General features: G+C 69.0%; 14 protein-coding genes. 9 read left to right on the top strand and 5 right to left on the bottom strand.

Features of this window, described 5'->3' with window-relative positions:
- Nucleotides 1–141: 141 nt before the first annotated feature.
- From GAA2_RS21350 to trmB, 3 genes are all read right to left on the bottom strand, one after another.
- A complete protein-coding gene (locus GAA2_RS21350; RefSeq protein WP_191834593.1) occupies nucleotides 142–3429 on the bottom strand; it encodes an MMPL family transporter in 3288 nt (1095 codons plus the stop codon).
- A gap of 227 nt (nucleotides 3430–3656) precedes the next feature.
- Nucleotides 3657–4340 carry an NYN domain-containing protein gene (locus GAA2_RS21345; protein ID WP_191834592.1) on the bottom strand — a complete coding sequence of 228 codons (684 nt, stop codon included), beginning with the start codon at nucleotides 4338–4340 and terminating at the stop codon, nucleotides 3657–3659.
- Complete coding sequence (gene trmB / locus GAA2_RS21340; protein WP_006436795.1) at nucleotides 4337–5125, bottom strand: tRNA (guanosine(46)-N7)-methyltransferase TrmB; 789 nt, start codon at nucleotides 5123–5125, stop codon at nucleotides 4337–4339. The genes GAA2_RS21345 and trmB overlap by 4 nt, the downstream gene beginning before the upstream one ends.
- Before the next feature lie 247 nt (nucleotides 5126–5372).
- On the opposite strand from trmB, the gene GAA2_RS21335 reads away from it, so the two are divergent.
- From GAA2_RS21335 to GAA2_RS21300, 8 genes are all read left to right on the top strand, one after another.
- Nucleotides 5373–6191: a hypothetical protein gene (locus tag GAA2_RS21335; protein WP_191834591.1), complete on the top strand. Its 819-nt coding sequence runs from the start codon at nucleotides 5373–5375 to the stop codon at nucleotides 6189–6191.
- Nucleotides 6188–7753 (top strand): hypothetical protein, encoded by a 1566-nt coding sequence (locus GAA2_RS21330; RefSeq protein WP_096274793.1) that lies wholly within the window; start codon nucleotides 6188–6190, stop codon nucleotides 7751–7753. The genes GAA2_RS21335 and GAA2_RS21330 overlap by 4 nt, the downstream gene beginning before the upstream one ends.
- Nucleotides 7754–7760: 7 nt before the next feature.
- Nucleotides 7761–8192, top strand: coding sequence for a DUF6802 family protein (locus tag GAA2_RS21325; protein ID WP_096274792.1), 432 nt, complete (start codon nucleotides 7761–7763; stop codon nucleotides 8190–8192).
- A gap of 183 nt (nucleotides 8193–8375) precedes the next feature.
- On the top strand, nucleotides 8376–10202 hold the full coding sequence (locus tag GAA2_RS21320; protein WP_096274791.1) for a phosphoenolpyruvate carboxykinase (GTP): 1827 nt from the start codon (nucleotides 8376–8378) through the stop codon (nucleotides 10200–10202).
- 62 nt (nucleotides 10203–10264) lie between these two features.
- Nucleotides 10265–11272 (top strand): esterase-like activity of phytase family protein, encoded by a 1008-nt coding sequence (locus GAA2_RS21315; RefSeq protein WP_191834590.1) that lies wholly within the window; start codon nucleotides 10265–10267, stop codon nucleotides 11270–11272.
- 415 nt (nucleotides 11273–11687) lie between these two features.
- Entirely contained in the window at nucleotides 11688–12515 is an 828-nt protein-coding gene (locus GAA2_RS21310) for an ABC transporter ATP-binding protein (protein WP_096274789.1), read from the top strand.
- A gap of 21 nt (nucleotides 12516–12536) precedes the next feature.
- Nucleotides 12537–15083 carry an ABC transporter permease gene (locus GAA2_RS21305; RefSeq protein WP_035760668.1) on the top strand — a complete coding sequence of 849 codons (2547 nt, stop codon included), beginning with the start codon at nucleotides 12537–12539 and terminating at the stop codon, nucleotides 15081–15083.
- 96 nt (nucleotides 15084–15179) lie between these two features.
- Nucleotides 15180–15959: a hypothetical protein gene (locus GAA2_RS21300; RefSeq protein WP_024499469.1), complete on the top strand. Its 780-nt coding sequence runs from the start codon at nucleotides 15180–15182 to the stop codon at nucleotides 15957–15959.
- A gap of 88 nt (nucleotides 15960–16047) precedes the next feature.
- Here the strand turns inward: GAA2_RS21300 and GAA2_RS21295 are convergent, their stop codons facing one another.
- Nucleotides 16048–16809, bottom strand: coding sequence for a class I SAM-dependent methyltransferase (locus GAA2_RS21295; RefSeq protein WP_024499470.1), 762 nt, complete (start codon nucleotides 16807–16809; stop codon nucleotides 16048–16050).
- Between the two features lie 150 nt (nucleotides 16810–16959).
- Between GAA2_RS21295 and GAA2_RS21290 the strand changes: the two genes are divergently transcribed.
- Nucleotides 16960–18108: a glycosyltransferase family 4 protein gene (locus GAA2_RS21290; RefSeq protein ID WP_024499471.1), complete on the top strand. Its 1149-nt coding sequence runs from the start codon at nucleotides 16960–16962 to the stop codon at nucleotides 18106–18108.
- Here GAA2_RS21290 and GAA2_RS21285 read toward each other — a convergent pair.
- Nucleotides 18074–19789 (bottom strand): hypothetical protein, encoded by a 1716-nt coding sequence (locus tag GAA2_RS21285; protein WP_024499472.1) that lies wholly within the window; start codon nucleotides 19787–19789, stop codon nucleotides 18074–18076. The genes GAA2_RS21290 and GAA2_RS21285 overlap by 35 nt on opposite strands.
- Between the last annotated feature and the right edge of the window lie 9 nt (nucleotides 19790–19798).

The raw sequence follows: 19798 nt of genomic DNA, 5'->3' as shown, positions 1-19798 counted from the left end.
GATGTGGGCGCAGTCACATCGGGGCAATGCCCAGTTCCGGCCCATCCCGAATTGATCCGCGAGTCCATGGGATTCATAGCCGGATACACCACGGTCGGTGGAGGCGAACTCCACCGACCGTCGGCGATCACTTCTCGCTGTTCACTTCTCGGAGCGGCTCCGCTTCAGCAGTTCCTGCACGCTGATCTGGGACTCGTCACCGGACTCGTCCGATCGGGCGTGCCGGTCGGTGCGCGGCCGGCGACGGCCGGAGTCGGCGTCCCCTGACGGCGGGCCGGCAGGGGCGCCGGTTCCCGGCCGGGGGGTGGCCGCCGGAGTGACGTCCGGGCTCAGCCCACGCTCCATCGGCGACGGCCCCGAGGTCCGGCGACCACGGGTCGTCGGTGTCGAGTTCTCCGGCGACACCGAGGCGGCCAGCGGACGGCGACCCGCGTCGTCGAGGCTGGGGCGTCGACCCAGTGGCGACCGCGAACCCGTGTCGCGCGCCGGAGCGGCTGCCGGTGGCGGTGTCGGGACCGGCGGCGTCGGGACCGGCGGGGGAGTGGTACTCGTCGGGCGTTCACCGTTCGCGCGCGGTGCGGCGTCGCCGAGGCGGATGCCGCCCTCGCCGAGGGTCCACCCACCGGTGTCGGGACGGTCACCCTTGGCCAGACCCGGTCGCCGGTACGACGCCGTCGGGCGCCGTTCGGGCCGCGGTGCCTCGGGTGCAGGCGAGGCCTGATCGCCGGACGGTTGTGCGGTCGGCGGTGTCGACGGGCCCACGCGACCGGTGACCGCGCGCCCGGGGGCCTCCGCGGGCATGGGTGAGGGGGTCACGGGACCCGGTCCGCCGCTGCGCTGCGCAGGGGCGCCGGGCCGGCGCGTCGGTGTCATCGGTGCGTTGGTCATCGGTGCGCTCGACGCGGGCGCGTTGGTGATGGGCGCGTTGGACGCGGGCGCATTCGGACGCGGGGGAACCGGCTGTCGTCCATCGCGGCCGGGCACTCCGCGTCGAGCCGGTGCGGCGCCCGCGGGAACGGTACGCGGCCGGGCCGCGGCCATGACCGAGGTCGGGGCCTCCGCCACCAGCGTGCCCGCACTCATCTTGCGTGCCACGCCGGAGTCGCGCTGCTCGTCGGGCTCGTCCTCGAGTACGGCCTCGCCGAGACCGATCTTGCGCTGCACGGTCTGCATCCAGCGGGGTGCCCACCAGCAGTCGTCGCCGAGGAGCTTCATGACCGACGGCACGAGGAGCATGCGGATCACGGTGGCATCGAGGATCAGCGCCGCGATCATGCCGTACGCGATGTACTTCATCATCACGATGTCGGACAGGCTGAACGCACCTGTCACGACGACCAGGATCGCGGCCGCCGCGGTGATGATCCCGCCGGTGTGGGCGATGCCGCTACGGATCGATTCGGTGGTACTCGCGCCCCGCTGTCTGGCCTCGACCATGCGGGAGAGCAGGAACACCTCATAGTCGGTGGAGAGACCGAAGATGATCGCGATGATCAGCACGAGGATCGCCGCGAACAGCGGACCCGGGGTGAAGTTCGCGAGGCCGGAGCCGTGGCCGTCGACGAAGATCCAGGTCAGGATGCCCAGCGTCGCACCGAGGCCGAGCGCGGTCATCAGTGCCGCCTTGATCGGCAGGACGAGCGAACCGAACTGCAGGAACATCAGCAGGCCGGTGATGAGGACCAGCATGATCGCCATCAGGGGCAACCGGTTCATCAGCGCGTCGATCGAGTCCTGGGTGAGAGCCGGGGTGCCCGTCACGTACATCGTGAGGCCCTGGGTGTCGATCGCACGGAGCTGATCGATTGCCTGGGCGGCCTTGGTGCGATCGACCAGACCGGCCGAGACCTGGTAGACGCCCACGTTCGGGTACTTCTCGGCGTCGTACGCGCCGAAGCCGGCCTTGTCGGGGTCACTGAACTTGTTGGTGAAACCAGGGACCTGGTCGGCCTGCCGTGCGATGGCCTCCAGCTTGTTCTGGTCTTCCTGGTTCGTCTGGTCGTAGACGATGACGAGCTTGACCGCCTCGGTGCGCTCACTGGGGAAGTACTCGTCGAACTTCTCCTGGGCCACACGAGCCGAGTTGTCCGGCGGCAGGAACTTCTCGCTGATGCCGCCGAACTGGATGCTCCCGAACGGGATCGTCAGAGCCAGCAGGAGGAGGACGGTCGGGATCGCCGTCTTCACCGGGTGCTTCATCACCCACGTGGCGAGACGCCCCCAGAAGCCGTTCTCGACTTCCTGGCTGGTCTTCATCCGGCCGGAGAACCGGTTCTCGAGTGCGACGGCGCGTTCCTCGGTCGAGAAGCGCCGGACCAGCGGGATCGCGGTGAACTTGAGGATGGTGCTGATCGACAGCATGTTGACCCGCGGCCCGAGGATGGCCAGGATCGCCGGCAACACCGTGATCGACAGGATCGCGGCGAGGGAGACCGACGCGATGGCGCCGTAGGCCACCGACTTGAGGAATCCCTGGGGCATGATCAGCAGGCAGGCGAGGGCGGCGACGATGATCGTCGCCGAGAACACCACGGTCTGGCCCGCGGTCATCACGGTTCTTCGGACCGCCGCCTTGGTGGAATAGCCCTCGCCGAGTTCCTCGCGGAAGCGGGACACGATGAACAGGCCGTAGTCGATGGCGATGCCGAGACCGATCAGCGTCACCACGGACTGCGCGAAGATGTTGAGTTCGGTGGTCAGCGCGAGGATCTTCATGATGCCCAGCGATCCCGCGATCGTCAGGCCGCCGATCAGGACCGGCAGACACGCCGCGACCACGCCGCCGAACACGAAGAACAGCATGAGCGCGACCACCGGCAGCGCGATGACCTCGGCGCGCTTGATGTCCTTGTCCATGCCGTCGGCCATCGACCCGGCGACGGGTTGCAGGCCGGCGAGCTCGAAGGTGGCGCCGGGTATGTCGAAGCGTTCGGCGATGTCGTCGAAGAACGGTTCGATGGTGTTGTAGTTCGCCAGCACCGTGGTGTCGTCGTCACCGGCGACGCCGATGCTGATAAAGGCCTGACGTTTGTCCGGGGTGAACAGTCGCGCCTGGACCGCGCTCTGTGCCGGCTGCACGAGGAACGGGTCGTAGAGGCCGGGGTCGGCGCGCCCGACGATGTCGGGGTGGGTGGCGATCAGGTCTTCGACGAAGGTCTCCACCTTTTTCCCGAAGGCCGGGTCGTCGACCCGTGTGCCCTCTGGTGGCGTGACCAGCAGAATGACATCAGACGTGTGATCGCGGCCGAGTGCCTTGTCGGCGTAGCGGGCGCCGAGATCGGATTCCGACGTGGGGTCGAACCAACCGCTCTGACTCAGATGCTTGCTGAGGTCGAGGCCGTATAGTCCGAGTCCCGCCATCAGTGCGATCATCACCGCGATGACGAGGAAGCGCATTCGATACACGAATGTGCCGATTACTCGGAACACGCTGATGTCCTTTCGTGTGCGACGTGTCGGGCGCCGGCCGCGGTCCAGGGGTGTCGGGCCGTCGGTGCGCCGCGACGCGCGCCGTGCCGGGGGTGAACGGTGCCGGTCGCGATTCTGTCAGTTCTCGGTGAGATCTTGACAGTGTTGCCTGAGTGATCCCTGAGGTGTGGGGTCGGTGACACCCTCAGCGAGCCCCTCGGCGTCATCCGACGAGGCACCGCGCGCGGTCAGCGCAGTAGCGCGCTGAGCGGCCGGAACGGTGTGAGCCAGGCGCCTTCGTCCGGAAGCGAGTCCAGCCCGATGCGGGGCAGCGGCTCCCGGAACACGCCCGGGATGTCCTCGAGGTCGACGAACTCCAGTTCCTCGGTGGTGAGGGCCCAACTGGCGTGTTCGCGGAAACCGATGACGGTGACGGGCACCCCGTCGGCGGCCACTTCGAGGAGCGGCTCGCGGAATGCCTGACCGTCGGCGGACGCCACGATCACGCTGGCTAGTCCAACAGTGTGCCTGCGAAGTTCGATGTGGTCGAGCATGTCGGAGTCCACATCGCTGTCATCGGACAGCTTCGGCTTGGCGAACACCGCAAAACCGACGTTGCGGAGGGCGTCCACCCAGGGACGCACAACGTCTGCGCTACCTGGGGCGATGTTGGTGAAGACGGTCGCCTCGGGCTCGACGCCGCTCTCACCCTCCGTGAGAGCTGACACATCTGCGGTCCGGTGCAGCAACCACCGGCCCAGCGCGTCGAATCGAGGGCGGTGTGCAGCCGTCGGACGGCCGCCCAGCAGGGCCCCGAGGCCCATGTCCATGTTGGGCGCATCCCAGACCAGCAGCATCCGGCGCGTGCCGGTCTGGCCCGAGATGGTGTCCGCGAATCCGCCAGGGGATCCGGCAGGGCTCTGGTCGGTCATGCCGGGCTCCCGTCGGTGGTGTCGCCGGACGCGGAGGCCGGCGGGATGGGCCGCGTGTACACGAACTCGCTGACGTACCGGCCCTCTCGCTCCGCCCGACCCTCGAACTTCGTCGTCGGCCGCTCCAGGAGGATCGGGGACTCGCGGGTCAGCTGCACGACATGCGGGGCGTCGGCGTCCTGGGTGGCGAGCTTCTCGGCGATCCACTCGGCGTAACCCGCGTGGTCGGTGGCGATGTGCAGCACGCCGCCGGGGACGAGGCGGTCGGCAATCAGCTCCAGTGTGCCCGTCTGGACGAACCGGCGCTTGTGGTGACGCGACTTGGGCCAGGGGTCGGGAAAGAACAGGCGGACGCCGGTGAGGCTCGACGACGGGATCAGCTCCCTCAGGACGATCGACGCATCGCCGCGGATCAGCCGCACGTTGGTCAGCTCGTTGCGGTCGATGAGACCGAGCAGCTGGGCCAGGCCGGGCTTGTAGACCTCGACCGCCACCACGTCGACGTCGGGTTCGGCTTCGGCCATCGCCGCGGTCGAGATTCCCGTGCCGCTGCCGATCTCCAGCACCTTGGGGGCGTCCCGGCCGAACATGGCGTTCAGGTCGAGCTGGGGTTCGGGAATGCGTTCCGGGCCGATCTCGAGGTCGCGGCCGAGGACGGGCCAGAGGGTCTCCCAATTGCGTTGCTGCCCGGTCGTCAAGGTCCCCCGGCGGAATCGGAAGCTCGTCACGCGGGGATACAACCGTGACCTGTCAGCGCTGTTGTTCACCCGTCCATCGTTGCGCATCGTGGCATTTCCACGAAGTCGCGGGTAGGCGTGTCCGTCAAGTGGCAGCGAGTTCGTGGGGACAGAACGGCCAGTTGACGGGGATGTGGAGGTCAGGACGCCCATCGGGGTGAATCGGGATTAGTCTCGGGCCAGCCGCGGAACACGCGGGATGTCGGGTGGAGAAGGGCATGGAGACGTGGGGGCGGACGTGGGCACATCGACGAATGCGTCACCAGCGCCACGGCCGGACCGGAACTCCCTGTCCATGGCCGCTGAACAGGGCGGACTCGCCGGGCTCGTCGAGCCGTCGTCGCCTCTGGTCCCGATCCTCTCCGCGGCGGGACGACGGTTTCTACGGCCGCTGCATGTGCAGGTGGTCGGCAGGCCGGGCGTCGGACGCGACACGATGGCCCGCGCCCTGCGCGAGCGGCTGGCGCTGACGGTGATTGGCCCGGGCGAGGACGCCCGCGCGGCCGCAGACGCCGACCTCTGGGTTCTCGTGCTGGCCGGGCCGCCGCGCCGGGCCGATCACGAATTGCTGCGATCGTTGCCGGCCGACCGCGTCGTGGTGGTCCTGGGCAAGGCGGACACACATCCCGACTGGGACGCCGCGGTCGACGCCGCGAATCGGTCCTCGACACAACTCGGCCTGCCCGTCCACGCGGTCTCCCAGCTGCTGGCCTGCGCCGACCTCGACGCGACGGAGTTCACCGCCCTCGCGAGGCTGGCCGCCGAGGGGGCCGAGATGCCGTCGATGGCCGGGCGATTCCTCGTCGGCGCGCCGGGATCGGAGGAGCGAATCCTGCGGCAGGGGCTGTTGCGCCGCATCGACGCCTTCGGGATCGACACCGCGCTGCGGCTCATCGCCGAGGGATCGGACATGGCGGCCGACGCGTCGGCGCTCAATCGTGCGTTGCACGCGATCAGCGGGGTTCCGCAGCTCACCACGGAGATCTCCGACCGCGTCGGTCGCGTCCGGTTCTGGCGCGAGGTCGAGATCCGCGCCGAACTCGAACGCGCGGCGGCCGGCGGGTGTGACCGGGAGAACGCCGAACGGCTGCTGGCGGCGGGAGGTCTCGGGTGAGTACCCGCATCCTCGAGGCGACGCGCGAACTGACCGGGTTCGACGCCGCACACGTCGGTTCCGGGTCCGGGGTCCTGGTGGTCGGGACCGAGGGGGCCGGGGTGCGCACGCTCGTCGACGCCATCCGCGAACTGGCCCCCGGCCTCGAGATCCACGCCCGGGACGTTCAGGCCCGGGAACCCGGACCCGACAGCGGAACCCGGCCGGGTGTCGCGCTCGTCGTCGTCGATCCCTCGTCGTCGGTGGATGACGAGGAACGACACCTCGTCGAGCAGGTGCGTGCCCAGATCGGGACCGTCGCGCTCGTGTGCACCAAGATCGACGCCTTCTGGGAATGGCCCAGGATCGTGCGGGCCCACCGCACGACCCTCGATCCGTTCGGGACGATGCCGGTGTTCGGGGTGTCGGCGGCAGCGGCACTCGGCGGAGACGTCGTCGACTCAGGCGTCGACGCGCTGGTCGACTGGATACGCGAGGCGCACGCGGCCCCCGATGCGTTGCGCCTCGAACGGGCCCGGGTCGCGGCCGGCGTCGGGGCCGTCGAGCATCTGCTGGCCGACGCCGACGCGGGAACCGGCACCGACTCCTCCGGAACGCTCGACGACCTGATGAGTGCGCGTCGTCGGCTGCTGTCGTCGCGGGATCGCGGCCGGATCGACCGTCTCGCCGCCGTGCGAGCCGGCCTCGCCCGAGCCCGGGCGCAGTGCTCGGCCGAGCTCCAGTCGCGTGTCCGCGAACTCGCGGCGGCCGCCGACCATGCTCCGGAGGTCGACGACGCCGAGCACCGGTCGTGGTTGGACACCCGGTGGGCCGACCTCGCCGAGGACATCCGCCGCGACGCCGACGAGCGCATCGACGAGGTCGCGGCCACGGCACTGGTGGGTCTCGACCCCGAACCGTCCCCGCGGGAGCCCTGGTCCGACACCCCGCTGCCTGCCGACGGGCCGGGCAACCGGCGGCGCCGAGGTGGTGCGGAGGACGCGCTGCTCGTCGTCATCGGCGCCTCCACCGGCCTGGGTGTCGGACGCCTCGTCGTCGCACCGATGGCCTCGGTGCAGACCCTGCAATGGATCAGCATGCCGCTGACCCTGTTGTTGGGGATCGGCGTGGCGGTCTGGGTCATCCGCGTCCGACGCGGCGCGCTGGATCGTGCCGATCGCCTGACCCGTGTCTCCGAACGGCTCGCGGTCGCTCGCTCCGCACTCGACCATCAGCTCGGGTTGCGGTTCTCCGCAGCCGAGACCCGGACAGCGGGACAGATCGCTCGCGCCCACGAACGTCGGGCACGGCGGACGACCGAGCAGGTCGCGGAGATCGACGACGACATCCGGCGGCTGCGCAGCGGGGCCGGGCAGCAGGAGACGCGTATCCGCCGTGACCGTGCCGAGGGCATCCGCCGCGAACTGGTCGCCCGCTCCGAGTGGTTGTGGGGCTCCGAGGGGTTGCGGGCCGACGAGTCGGACGGACCGCGCCCGACCGGCTCCACAGAAAAGCCCGACCCCGGCACGAACGATCCGGCCGGCCCAGACGACCGCAGCAACGGCGACGACAGGACCAGGTGAGCGAGAGATGGATTCGATCTTCGACGACGACGCGGGTTCCGACCCGTTCGACGCCGGTCACCCCGACGCCGGGGCGTCCGCGCCGGGTGGACCGTTCGCGACCGGAGACCTACCCGGTACCGGCCTCGATCCACACGTGGACTCGGTTGCCGCGATCCACGCGGAATCGCCCGCCGACGACCTCGACGACCATCTGTGGATGCACGAGGACGGCCGGATCTGGGACCTCGGGCCGGCGGAGGTCGACACCGACAACGACGGGGTCAACGACTCGCTGACCCGCAACGGTCCGGACGGGTTCACCGTGTACACCGACAGCGACCGGGACGGCCAGGTCGACAAGATCACCGAGATCGGTGCCGACGGCGGATTCCGCTCGGCCGTGCTCGACCCGGACACCGGTGAGTGGATTTCCGGCGGTTCGGGACGCATCGGCTGAGCTGCTCGGGAGCCGGCCGATGGTCGTCTTCCAGGGACTTTGGTCCCATATCGGAGGAGTGTGGGATAACCCGCAGTCGCAGGCCCCCACACCTAACGTCCGCTCGGTACACGTATCCTGAACACCTAGACGACTGACCGGTGACCATTCCAGCAGGTCACATGCTCGCAGGAGGCCCCAACGATGACCGCAGCCACCATTCCCGGACTGGACCCGAGCAGCGCGCCGACCAAACATCAGGGTCTGTTGGCCTGGATCACTGAGGTCGCCGAGCTGACCCAGCCCGATCGGGTCGTCTGGTCCGACGGCAGCGACGAGGAGTGGGAGCGCCTCACCGCCGCCCTGGTGAAGGCCGGGACCCTCGTCAAGCTGAACGAGGAGAAGAAGCCGAACTCCTTCCTCGCCAGCTCCGACCCCGCCGACGTGGCACGCGTCGAGTCGCGGACCTACATCTGCTCGGAGTCCGAAGAGGATGCCGGCCCGACCAACAACTGGGTCGAGCCCGCCGAGATGCGCGCCACCATGACCGAGCTGTACCGGGGCTCGATGCGCGGCCGCACGATGTTCGTCATCCCCTTCTGCATGGGCCCGCTGGACTCCGACGACCCCAAGCTGGGCGTCGAGATCACCGATTCCGAGTACGTCGTCCTCTCGATGAAGATCATGACCCGCGTCGGTCCGCGTGTCCTCGAGCTCCTCGGCGACGACGGCTTCTTCGTGAAGGCGCTGCACTCGGTGGGCGCTCCCCTCGAGCCCGGCCAGGCCGACGTGCCGTGGCCGTGCAACACCGAGAAGTACATCACCCACTTCCCGGAGACCCGCGAGATCTGGTCGTACGGTTCGGGTTACGGCGGCAACGCGCTGCTCGGCAAGAAGTGCTACGCCCTGCGCATCGCGTCGGTCATCGCCCGCGACGAGGGCTGGATGGCCGAGCACATGCTCATCCTCAAGCTGACCAGCCCGGCGAACAAGGTCTACTACATCGCCGCGGCCTTCCCGAGTGCCTGTGGCAAGACGAATCTCGCGATGCTGCAGCCCACCATTCCGGGCTGGAAGGCCGAGACCGTCGGCGACGACATCGCTTGGATGCGCTTCGGCGAGGACGGCCGTCTCTACGCGATCAACCCGGAGTTCGGCTTCTTCGGTGTCGCCCCGGGTACCAGCTACGACTCGAATCCGAACGCGATGAAGACCATCGAGGCCGGAAACACCTTGTACACCAACGTCGCCCGCACCGACGACGGTGACATCTGGTGGGAGGGCATCGACGGTCCGGCGCCCGCGCACCTCACCGACTGGCTCGGCAACGACTGGACCCCGGAGTCCGATCACAATGCCGCCCACCCGAACTCGCGTTACTGCACCCCGATCGCACAGTGCCCGTCGCTGGCCGACGAGTGGGACGACCCGAAGGGCGTGCCGATCTCGGCGATCCTGTTCGGCGGCCGTCGCAAGACGACCGTCCCGCTGGTGACCGAGGCCCGCGACTGGCAGACCGGCGTCTTCATGGGCGCCACCGTCGGCTCGGAGCAGACCGCGGCGGCCGAGGGCAAGGTCGGCACCGTGCGTCGCGACCCGATGGCGATGCTGCCGTTCATGGGCTACCACGTCGGTGACTACCTGCAGCACTGGGTGAACATCGGCAAGAACGCCGACGAATCCAAGCTGCCGAAGGTGTTCTACGTCAACTGGTTCCGTCGCGGCGACGACAAGCGCTTCCTGTGGCCCGGATTCGGTGAGAACAGCCGCGTGCTGAAGTGGATCATCGGTCGCATCGAGGGTGAGGCGGAGGGCGTCGAGACCCCGATCGGCATCGTCGCCAAGCCGGAGGACATCGACGTCTCCGGGCTCGACGTGCCGGCGGACGACGTCGCCGAGGCCTTGGCGTTCAACGCCGACGAGTGGCGCGAGGAGATCCCGTCGATCGAGGAGCTCTTCGAGTTCATCGGTCCCAAGCTCCCCACCTCGCTGCGTGACGAGTTGGATGCCTTGAAGCATCGACTCGCCTGATCGGCGACCGCTCGGTTGGTTCGGTCCGGGGCTGATGTGACGGTTGAGGTATCGTGCCTCTCATGAAACTACGTTTGTGGGGGGCCACGATCGTCGGAGCCTGTGTACTCGGGCTGACCTCTCCGCTCGCAGTTCAACCTGCCTCTGCCGCACCGGCTTCCGGCGCCGGCGTCGGCGCGTACTACACCGACACGACGACGCTCGGCGACTTCGTTCCGACGTTCAACCGGATCACCGGACTGGACCGGACCGCCAACGGGCAGTACGCGCTGATCGCGGAGGACGTTCTCCCTGCACGGTTCTTCACCGCCCGCATCGGATACTCCTCGGAGACAGCGTCATTCGTTGGCCGACCCGCGCTCAACGGTGGTGGCACGGTCCTCGGTCCGTGGTTCGTGCCCCTGCTGCCCGGCGGTGCGCAGTTCGAAGGCATCCGCAAGACCAACGGCGGCTACACCGTCGTCAGCGGTGGCAACAACCAGTTCGTCCGGCAGATCGGCCCGCTCGGCCAGTTCGTCCGCGACCTGCGGTTGCCCGCCGCGTGGCGCCCGGCGTCCAAGTCGGGTGTGGCCGGGCAGCGTGGGCTGACCGGCCTCGCGGTCGGGCCGCAGGGTCAGGTCTCGGTGCTCACCGCGGGCGGGCTCAAGCAGGACGGACGCACGTCGGCGCGTCTGCTCACCTTCGGCAAGACCGATCGCGAGTTCGTCTATCGCACCGACGGCGACAAGGTGGCCGCCGACGTGCTGGCCATCAACTCCACCGACTTCCTCGTCCTCGAACGCGGAGCGGGCACGCTGACGAACATCTTCTGGACCACCACCCGCGACGCGACGTCGGTGACCGGCAAGAAGAAGCTCTCCGGCAAGGAGAGGGCGATGCCCAAGCGTCGGATCTTCTCCACGACCGGCACGCCGCGTCTGGCCACCGGCGACATGTCGGGCCTCGCGTGGGGCAACTGGCACCCCGACACCCCGTACGCGAAGAAGCGCAGCCGAACGCTGCTCGTCGTCTCCCAGAACGCCGGATCGCCCACCCGCGTCCACTCGTTCGAGGTCCAGCTGCCGAAGTAACTTTGACGTCCCTCCGCGAGCGGCGATCGGGGTTGCTGGTTGAGCCGGTAGCGAGCGGAGCGAGCCACCGCGTCGAAACCTCGCGCCGTGCTGGTCGAGCCGGACGGTGGGGTGTGGTGGCGGGCGGGTTTCGACGCGACGCCTCGCTTCGCTCGGTGTCGGCTCAACCGGCATGGGTGACGCGACGCCTCGCTTCGCTCGGTGTCGGCTCAACCGGCATGGGTGACGCGACGCCTCGCTGCGCTCGGTGTCGGCTCAACCGGCATGGGGTTGCTTGGTGTGAAAGTTTCGCCCCTCCGCAGGCTCCGGGGCTACTCGAGGAGCCGGGGGGACGAGTGTGACAATCACCGCCTCAGGGTGGTGTCAGGGGATTACCTGATAGCGCATCGTCGTCGGATTTGGCACCGTTGAGGGCATGACGACGACTGATGAGGCCGCCCGCGATGCCGGAGAGCCGAAACACGGAATGGCTGCGGGTGCGGAGAACCTGTCCAAGAGGTACGGCACGGGCGACACTGCCGTGGAGGCGCTGAAAAGCGTCTCCATCTCGTTTCGCGCGGGCGAGTTCACCGCCATCATGGGGCCGTCGGGGTCGGGCAAGTCGACGCTGATGCACTGTCTGGCGGGCCTGGACGTCGCGAGTGACGGCCGTGTCTTCATCGGCGACACCGATCTGACCGCACTGTCCGACAAGGCGATGACGATGCTGCGCCGCGACCGCATCGGGTTCGTCTTCCAGGCGTTCAACCTGGTGCCGACGCTCACCGCGAAAGAGAACATCACCCTTCCGGTCGACATCGCCGGCCGGGCGGTCGACACCGAATGGTTCGACGCGGTCACCGAGCGACTCGGTATCACCGACCGGCTCTCGCACCTGCCCAGCGAGCTGTCCGGCGGTCAGCAGCAGCGCGTGGCGTGTGCCCGGGCACTGATCGGCAAGCCGGCCATCATCTTCGGCGACGAGCCCACCGGCAACCTCGACTCCCGGTCGTCGGGTGAGGTTCTCTCGATCCTGCGTGCCGCCACCGACGAGTTCGGGCAGACCGTCGTCATCGTGACCCACGACCCGCGCGCGGCGTCGTACGCCGACCGCGTGGTGTTCCTCGCCGACGGGCAGATCGTGCAGGAGCTCGCGCGGCCGAGTGCCGACGACGTCTTCGAGGTCATGAAGAACCTCGACGTTGTCCACCACGCCGATGCCCCGTCCACCTCGGCTCCCGCCGAGACCTCCAGAGCGCTCTGAGCCGTGGCGTCGTCATCGGTGATGCGCCGGGTTTCGCTACGAAACCTGCGGGCGCACAAGCTCCGTCTGTTCCTGACCCTCTTCTCGATCGTCCTCGGCACGTCGTTCGTCGTCGGATCGATCGTGTTCACCAGCTCCATCTCGAAGGCCTTCACGGACATCTTCGACAGCGCTGCGCAGGGCGTGGCGGTCGAGGTGACGCCTGCCGACCGGCAGTCGCCCGGCGTTCCGCTGTCGGTCGTCGACCAGCTGCGCGCCCAGCGTGCCGAACTCGGCATCGACAAGCTCGTCGTCAACAACAACGGGTTGATCACCGTTGCCGATTCGGGCGGCAAGGCCATCCAGACCGGCGGTGCCCCGAGCGTCGGCACCACCTACATCCCGGAGAGCGAGGCGCTCGATCCCGATGAGTCCCGGATCATGCCGGGCGGCCGCGGCCCCGCCAATGCCGGTGAGATCGCGCTGAACTCCTCGGCTGCCGAGGAAGCCGGGCTGAAGGTCGGGTCGAAGACCAAGGTCGTGATCGGCCAGGGCAACGCCGTCCCACTCGATGTCACCGTCGTCGGGCTGATCGATCTCCCCACCTCGACCGGCGGGTACGTCAACGCGCAGTTCGACGCCGCGACCGCGTCGCGTCTGTTCAGCGACGGCAAGCACGTCGGGCTCGTCGACATGTCGGCCGTCGCCGGGGTTTCGCCGGAGCAACTGCAGGAGCGGGTGCGAACCCTCCTCGGCGCCGACGCCGACCTGTACGACGTGCGGACCGGCGATCAGGTGCGGGAGGACCAGAAGGCGCAGGTCAACGAGTTCCTGCAGATCTTCCAGTACATCCTGTTGGCGTTCGCGGCGATCGGTCTGGTCGTCGGCACCTTCATCATCTACAACACCTTCTCGATGATCGTCGCGCAGCGTAACCGCGAGTTCGCGCTGCTGCGGGCGGTCGGCGCGAGCCAGCGTCAGGTGTCGCGGTCGGTCCTCTTCGAGGCGTTCGTCGTCGGCGTGATCGGCGGAGTGCTGGGCCTGGCCATCGGCATCGGCCTGGCCGCCGTGCTCAAGGCATTCACCAGTGCGACGTCGGGTCTGCCGGAGGGTGAGCTGACGATCGGGCCCGGCGCGGTGCTCGCCGGCATCCTGGTCGGCGTCGTCGTCACGATGGTCAGCGCCTGGGTGCCCGCGGCTCGCGCCGCACGGGTGCCGCCGGTGGAGGCGATGCGCGCATCGGCGGCCGAGGGATCGGCGTCGTTGCGCAACCGCACCGTCATCGGTGCGGTCATCGGCCTGGCTTCGATCGTGGCCATCGTCGTCGGCGCGATGGACGAGGGCTCCGGACCGGCTCTGACGGTCGGTGCGGGCGCGGCCGGCCTGGTGCTGGCCGCGGTGCTGGTCGGGCCGGCGGTCGCACGGCCGTTCGTGGGGGTGCTCGGCCGCGCGGTCGGCGCACCGTTCGGCACGATCGGACGACTCGCGCGCACCAATGCCGTTCGCAATCCCCGACGTTCGGCCGCGACCGCGTTCGCGCTGACCCTGGGGCTGATGCTGGTGGCGATCATCGGCACACTCGGCCAGTCGTTCAAGGGCACGGTCGACGAGGCGGTCGACTCCGGGATCACCGCCGACTACATCCTCGCGGGGACCAACCAGGGACCGTTGCCACCCACGGTGGCACCCGCGGTGAAGAACGTGCCGGGCGTCGGCGAGGTGGTCTCGTTCGGCGTCGTGCAGGCGAAGGTCGACGATCAGCCGGTGCAGGGTTTCTCGGCGCTCGGTGGTCCGCTCAGCGACGTGACGGTCATGGACATGGAGGACGGCGCGTCGACGGCGCTGCCGGATGACGGGATGCTGATCAGTCATCGCACGGCCATGACGAAGGGCTGGGAACGCGGTCAGGTCCTGAACTTCACCTCGCCCGTGGGCGAGCAGGTCCAGGTCCCGATCGCCGGTGTGTACGCCGACAACGAGGCCCTTCAGCCGTGGGTCGTCGGGCCCGCGGTCTACGACCGGCTGGTCCCGCCGGCGGCGCGTTTCGACGTCACGGTCTTCGTGAAGGCCGAGGCGGGTGCCGATCTGGACACCTTGCGCACCGGCCTCGAGGACGCGACCGCCGGGTACCTGACCGTCCAGGTCAAGGACCGCGACCAGTTCAAGGGACAGATCTCCGCCCAGATCGACCAGATGCTGGGCACGCTCTACGCGATGCTCGGACTGGCATTGCTGATCGCGGTGCTCGGCATCATCAACACCCTTGCGTTGTCGGTGGTGGAACGTAAGCGCGAGATCGGCATGCTGCGCGCGATCGGCATGGTGCGCGGCCAGGTGCGTCGTTCGATCTATCTGGAGTCCGTGCTGATCTCGATCTTCGGTGCCGTGGTCGGTGTGGTTCTGGGAACGCTCATCGGCGTGGCGCTCGTGCGGACGCTCGCCGCCTGGGGTCTGGGTGCGCCGGTGATCCCGTGGTCGCTGATCGTGATCACGCTGGTCGCGTCGGCGGTGGTCGGTGTGCTGGCGGCTCTGTGGCCCGCGGTCCGAGCGGCCCGGACGGGGCCGCTCGAGGCCATCGCCGATCTGTGACGCTCTGCTCCTGATCCGGATGTCACGCGGCCCGGGTTCTGCCCGGGCCGCGTGGTCACAGGCCGATATCAGGATCCGGATGACAGAATCGTCGGCATGACCCGACCACCCCAGGGCGATCCGAACGATCCGCGGAACAATCCGCCGGAGACCCGACAGTTCGATCCCGACTACGACCCCTCGGCGCCCCCGTCGCAGGCCTACACCCAGCATCCCGAAGGTCAGCCGTATCCCGGGCCGTACACCGAGCCCCACCCCGGACCCCAGTACACGGAACCCCAGTACACGGAACCCCAGTACGCGGATCCTCAGTACACGGCGGCGTCGCCCTATGGAGCGTCGCCGTACGACGCGCCGCAGGGCGGCGAACCCCCGCACGGGTCGTCGAAGGGCCGCACCATCGGTCTCGCGCTGGTCGCCCTGGCTGCCCTGGTGATCCTCGGTCTGGTCGTCGTGCTGGTCACGAAGTCCGGCGGAGACGACTCCTCGACCGCTGCGGCGTCCTCGTCGTCGACGACCACCACCAGCGAGCGGACGACGACGAGCTCGTCCCCGACCACCACGACCACGACCGAGGAGACGACGTCGAGTCCGAGCAAGAAGCCGGGGCCGGCGACGGTGACCTACCAGCTCACCGGCAACGGAGATGTGGTCGCGCTCAGCTTCAGCAAGGGCGGCGGCGCGCCGACGGTCATCGCGGCCACCGGGTCGCCCTGGTCGCAGCGGGTGACCGTGAAGGGGCCGAAGGCGACCCTCTCGGCCATCGTCGTCCGCGGCCCGGTGACCTGCAGCATCCTCGTCGACGGCGAACAACTCGCGACCGCGACCAGTCAGGGCGGCACGCTGAACTGCACCGCGGACCTCTCGGCGGAGTAGGCGGGCCTGCAAACCCACCCTTTTTCGGCATATCCACCACCCGCGCGGGTGCCGGATTTGCCGAAAAAGCGTGGGTTTGCGTTAGGTGTTACTGCTTGCGCAGCACCAGCACGAGGTTCGTGCCGAGGACCTCACGCAGGCCGGGGACGCGCATGACCCACCACATCCAGCGGGGGATGTAGCGAGGGAAGGCGGCGAGGAGATCGGCCCGGTCGGTCACCGATCGCGCCCAGCGCAGGCCATCGGTGGCGTGAACGGCGAACAGCGACGTCCCGAACAGGTTCTTCGGGGGGTGACCGTGACGTCTCGTGTAGAGACGCGCGGCACGATGACCGCCGAGGTAATGGGTGAGTCCCATCTCGTGGCCGCCGAACGGTCCCCACCACAGCGTGTAGCTGACGATGACGACGCCCCCGGGCCGGGTCACGCGCAGCATGTCGTCGGCCATCTCCCACGGCGTCGACGTGTGTTCGACGACGTTCGACGACAAGGAGACGTCGACGCAGTCGTCGGCGAAGGGCAGGTTCTGGCCCGATCCGCGGACCGACCCACGATGTTCGAGCCCGCCGGCGTGCATCTCGGTGGGGTCCGGTTCGACCGACATGTAGTGCGCGCCCCGTGCCCGGAAGGCGTCGGCGAAGTAGCCGGGACCCCCACCGACGTCGAGGATGACCTTTCCGTCGAGGTCGGGGACGAAGGCCGCCACCATGTCCGCGGTGTCGGTCGCCAGTGCGCCGTAGAAGCGGGCGGGGTCGGACTGCTCGAAGCGGAAGTCGTTCAGCAGTCCGGCGGCACGCCGCAGCGTGGCCAGCCGGGCCATTCGGTTCCGGCCGGAAGTCGTGGTCGTCATCGTCGGAGAACTCTAGTCGCGGGCGGTGGGCGACGGTCAGCCGCGCTCATCGACGCAGGTCTGTCACTGACGGGCGGAACCCTGATCATGAACTCGCCGCTTCCCGGTGTGACGACGGCCTGGCGTTACCAGTCGGTAGGCTGTCGTGCGATGCGCGTACCTTCCGACGTCCTGCTGCTGTGCTGGCGGGACACCCGCCACCCTCAGGGCGGCGGCAGTGAGACATATCTGGAACGTGTCGGTGCCGAATTGGCCCGACGCGGCGCGCGCGTGACCTTTCTGACGTCGTCCTACCCGGGGGCAGCCGGTGAGGAGCACCGCGACGGCATGCGGTTCGTGCGTGCCGGAGGGCGGATCAGCGTGTACCCGCGCATGCTGGCGACGATTCTGGCCGGCCGATTCGGCCTCGGCCCGCTCCGGGGCTGTCACCCCGAAGTCATCGTCGACACCCAGAACGGGGTGCCGTTCTTCGCGACCCTCGTCGCCTCCGCGCCGACGGTGGTACTGGTCCACCACTGCCACCGCGAGCAGTGGCCGGTCGCCGGACGTGTGCTCGGGCCGGTGGGCTGGTTCATCGAGTCGCGACTGTCCCCGAGGATTCATCGCCGCAACCGCTATGTCACGGTGTCCACGCCGTCGAAGACCGAACTCGTCGCCCTCGGCGTCGACGCGGAGCGGATCTCGGTCGTGCGCAACGGTATCGACCCGGTCCCGGCCGACGCGCTGCTCACCGGAGGCGCAGCCGACGGCGGTTCGGGCCCGGTGCGTCTGTGCGTCTTGTCCCGGCTGGTCCCGCACAAGCAGGTAGAGGACGCTCTCACCGTGCTGGCACAGCTGCGTCGTTCCGGGGTCGACGTGTACCTCGACGTCATCGGCGGTGGCTGGTGGTCCGATGAATTGCGTTCCGCTGCAGCCGAACTCGGGGTCGTTGACGCGGTGACCTTCCACGGCCACGTCAGCGAGCAGCGCAAGCACGAGCTGCTCTCACAGGCGCAGGTCCACCTGATGCCCTCGCGCAAAGAGGGGTGGGGGCTGGCGGTCGTCGAGGCGGCCCAGCACGGTGTCCCGACCATCGGCTACCGCAGCTCGGTCGGTCTCACCGACTCCGTCGACGACGGCAACACCGGCCTCCTCGTCGACGGCGTCGACGAACTGGTGAGTGCCACGAGAAAACTCATCGACAACCCCGACGAGACCCAGCGACTGGGGCGCAACGCCAGGATCAGGGCGGGCCGTTACTCCTGGGCCGCGACCTGCGACGGGTTCATCGAGACGTTCGACGCCGTTCTCGCACGCTAGCGACGACCGCGCCCACGACTCCCGCCAGGAGCATCATCGCCCACCACAGGTGTGCGGCGAGTGCCAGAGCCCGATCGGCCGCTCCGGCACCCCGCTCGACGGGATAATCGACCCGGTACAGCCGGAGATCTTCCCCGTCGTGGACGAGGCGCGCTGCTGCGGCGAGCCGCTCGGGCGTCGGATCATCTTCGACGAGAACCCATCCCACGCCGAGCGCGGCGAGTTCGGCGGGTGAGCCACCGGCTTCGAGCACCGACGCCACGGCGGCCGCATGCTCACTCGGCGGGTCGACGACCTCGCCGTCGACGGTGAGCGCGCCGGACTCGATCACCGGAGCCCGCAACATCCGCGCGGCGGGATCGAGCGAGATGCCGCCGGCGAAACGGTAGTGCCGCACGGTGTCCGTGGGCCACAGGGCGACCGAACCCCGATCGTCGGGCACGATGGCAGCCACCGCCGCCCAGTCGTCCGGGTAGGTCACCGGCCGCACGGAACCACCGACACCCCAGGCGAGATCGGGAAGGGGGGCCACGACGAGCAGCACGATGGCGGCGAGTGCGAAACCCGACGGGACTCGTCGACGGGCGGCCGCCACGGCCCCGGCCACGGCAAGCGCGACTCCGGGAACGAGAAGAGCGGAGAACTTCTGGGTATCCCGCAACAGACCGGCGCCGGGGACGTGCTCGATCGTGAACTCCAGCAACCACTGTCCCGGACCGAAGGTGCCGAGGACCAGCAGGATCGCGACGACGACGGCCGATGCTCCGATCGCCCGCACCAGCGGATCGAGCATCCGCCGGCGCTGCCAGAGGTGGACGACGCCGGTCGCGACCACGAGCAACGAACAGAACGTCGCGATCGCCGCCCACCAGATCGTTCGGCTGGCGGGTACCGCGTCGACGTTCCAGATGCCCCCCAGGGAGAGAACGGTCCCGACCGGACCCAGCCCCGGCTCGGACCGGAGACCGAATGCATCGACGCCCGCCGCGGCGGACGTGGTGGTGGCGTCGCTGACCACCGCCGTCACGACCCACGGCAGGGTGCTCAGCACCCACAGGCCGACAGCGACGAGGCCGGGCCGCAGGCCGACCGGACGACCGATGAGTACCACGGCCAGCACGATCCCGGCGAGCACCGAACCCGTCGGCGTCAGCCCGGCAGCCGCCAGCAATCCGCCGAGCCGAAGAAACCGTGCCGCGTCCGGTTGTTCCCGCAGATCGGATGCGGCGACGAGAATCCAGCCCAGCGCGGCGTAGCCGACGAGCAGGCTCCAGTGCCCTTGCAGGAGACGTTCGGCGACATAGGGATTCCAGATCGCCGCGAGAGCGGCGGCCGCCGCGCCCACACGCCCGGCGGCGGGGACGAGCCGGAATGCCAATCGGCCGAAGCCGGCGCCGGCGAACACCAAGGCGGCCAGCAGGATCGCGGTGACCATCGCGCCGCCGTCGACCACTGTCGACGCCATCGCCACGAACCAGTCCTGCGGCACCGCGCGCGGCGGTAGGTCGCCGATGCCCAACGTGGTGTCGGTGACATGGGTACGCGGCGTCGACACCGCGTCCCGGTACAGCAGGTAACCGGGTCCGACGCCGATCGATCCGGGGAGCAGCGGCGCCAGGACGGCCACGGCCGCAACGGCACTCACCAGGTAGAGCGTCGGGAGCAACCGTCCGGAGAACACCGCGGCCCG

This window comes from Gordonia ajococcus (assembly GCF_012974285.1).
Taxonomy (GTDB): domain Bacteria; phylum Actinomycetota; class Actinomycetes; order Mycobacteriales; family Mycobacteriaceae; genus Gordonia; species Gordonia amicalis.
This window is presented reverse-complemented; position numbering and strand designations above follow the sequence as displayed.

What these genes read in the sequence shown, in the direction of transcription:
- GAA2_RS21345 (WP_191834592.1), bottom strand. Translation starts at nt 4,340, where the DNA reads ATGACCGACCAGAGCCCTGCCGGATCCCCTGGCGGATTCGCGGACACC.
- trmB (WP_006436795.1), bottom strand. Translation starts at nt 5,125, where the DNA reads ATGCGCAACGATGGACGGGTGAACAACAGCGCTGACAGGTCACGGTTG.
- GAA2_RS21335 (WP_191834591.1), top strand. Translation starts at nt 5,373, where the DNA reads ATGGCCGCTGAACAGGGCGGACTCGCCGGGCTCGTCGAGCCGTCGTCG.
- GAA2_RS21325 (WP_096274792.1), top strand. Translation starts at nt 7,761, where the DNA reads ATGGATTCGATCTTCGACGACGACGCGGGTTCCGACCCGTTCGACGCC.
- GAA2_RS21320 (WP_096274791.1), top strand. Translation starts at nt 8,376, where the DNA reads ATGACCGCAGCCACCATTCCCGGACTGGACCCGAGCAGCGCGCCGACC.
- GAA2_RS21315 (WP_191834590.1), top strand. Translation starts at nt 10,265, where the DNA reads ATGAAACTACGTTTGTGGGGGGCCACGATCGTCGGAGCCTGTGTACTC.
- GAA2_RS21310 (WP_096274789.1), top strand. Translation starts at nt 11,688, where the DNA reads ATGACGACGACTGATGAGGCCGCCCGCGATGCCGGAGAGCCGAAACAC.
- GAA2_RS21305 (WP_035760668.1), top strand. Translation starts at nt 12,537, where the DNA reads ATGCGCCGGGTTTCGCTACGAAACCTGCGGGCGCACAAGCTCCGTCTG.
- GAA2_RS21300 (WP_024499469.1), top strand. Translation starts at nt 15,180, where the DNA reads ATGACCCGACCACCCCAGGGCGATCCGAACGATCCGCGGAACAATCCG.
- GAA2_RS21295 (WP_024499470.1), bottom strand. Translation starts at nt 16,809, where the DNA reads ATGACGACCACGACTTCCGGCCGGAACCGAATGGCCCGGCTGGCCACG.
- GAA2_RS21290 (WP_024499471.1), top strand. Translation starts at nt 16,960, where the DNA reads ATGCGCGTACCTTCCGACGTCCTGCTGCTGTGCTGGCGGGACACCCGC.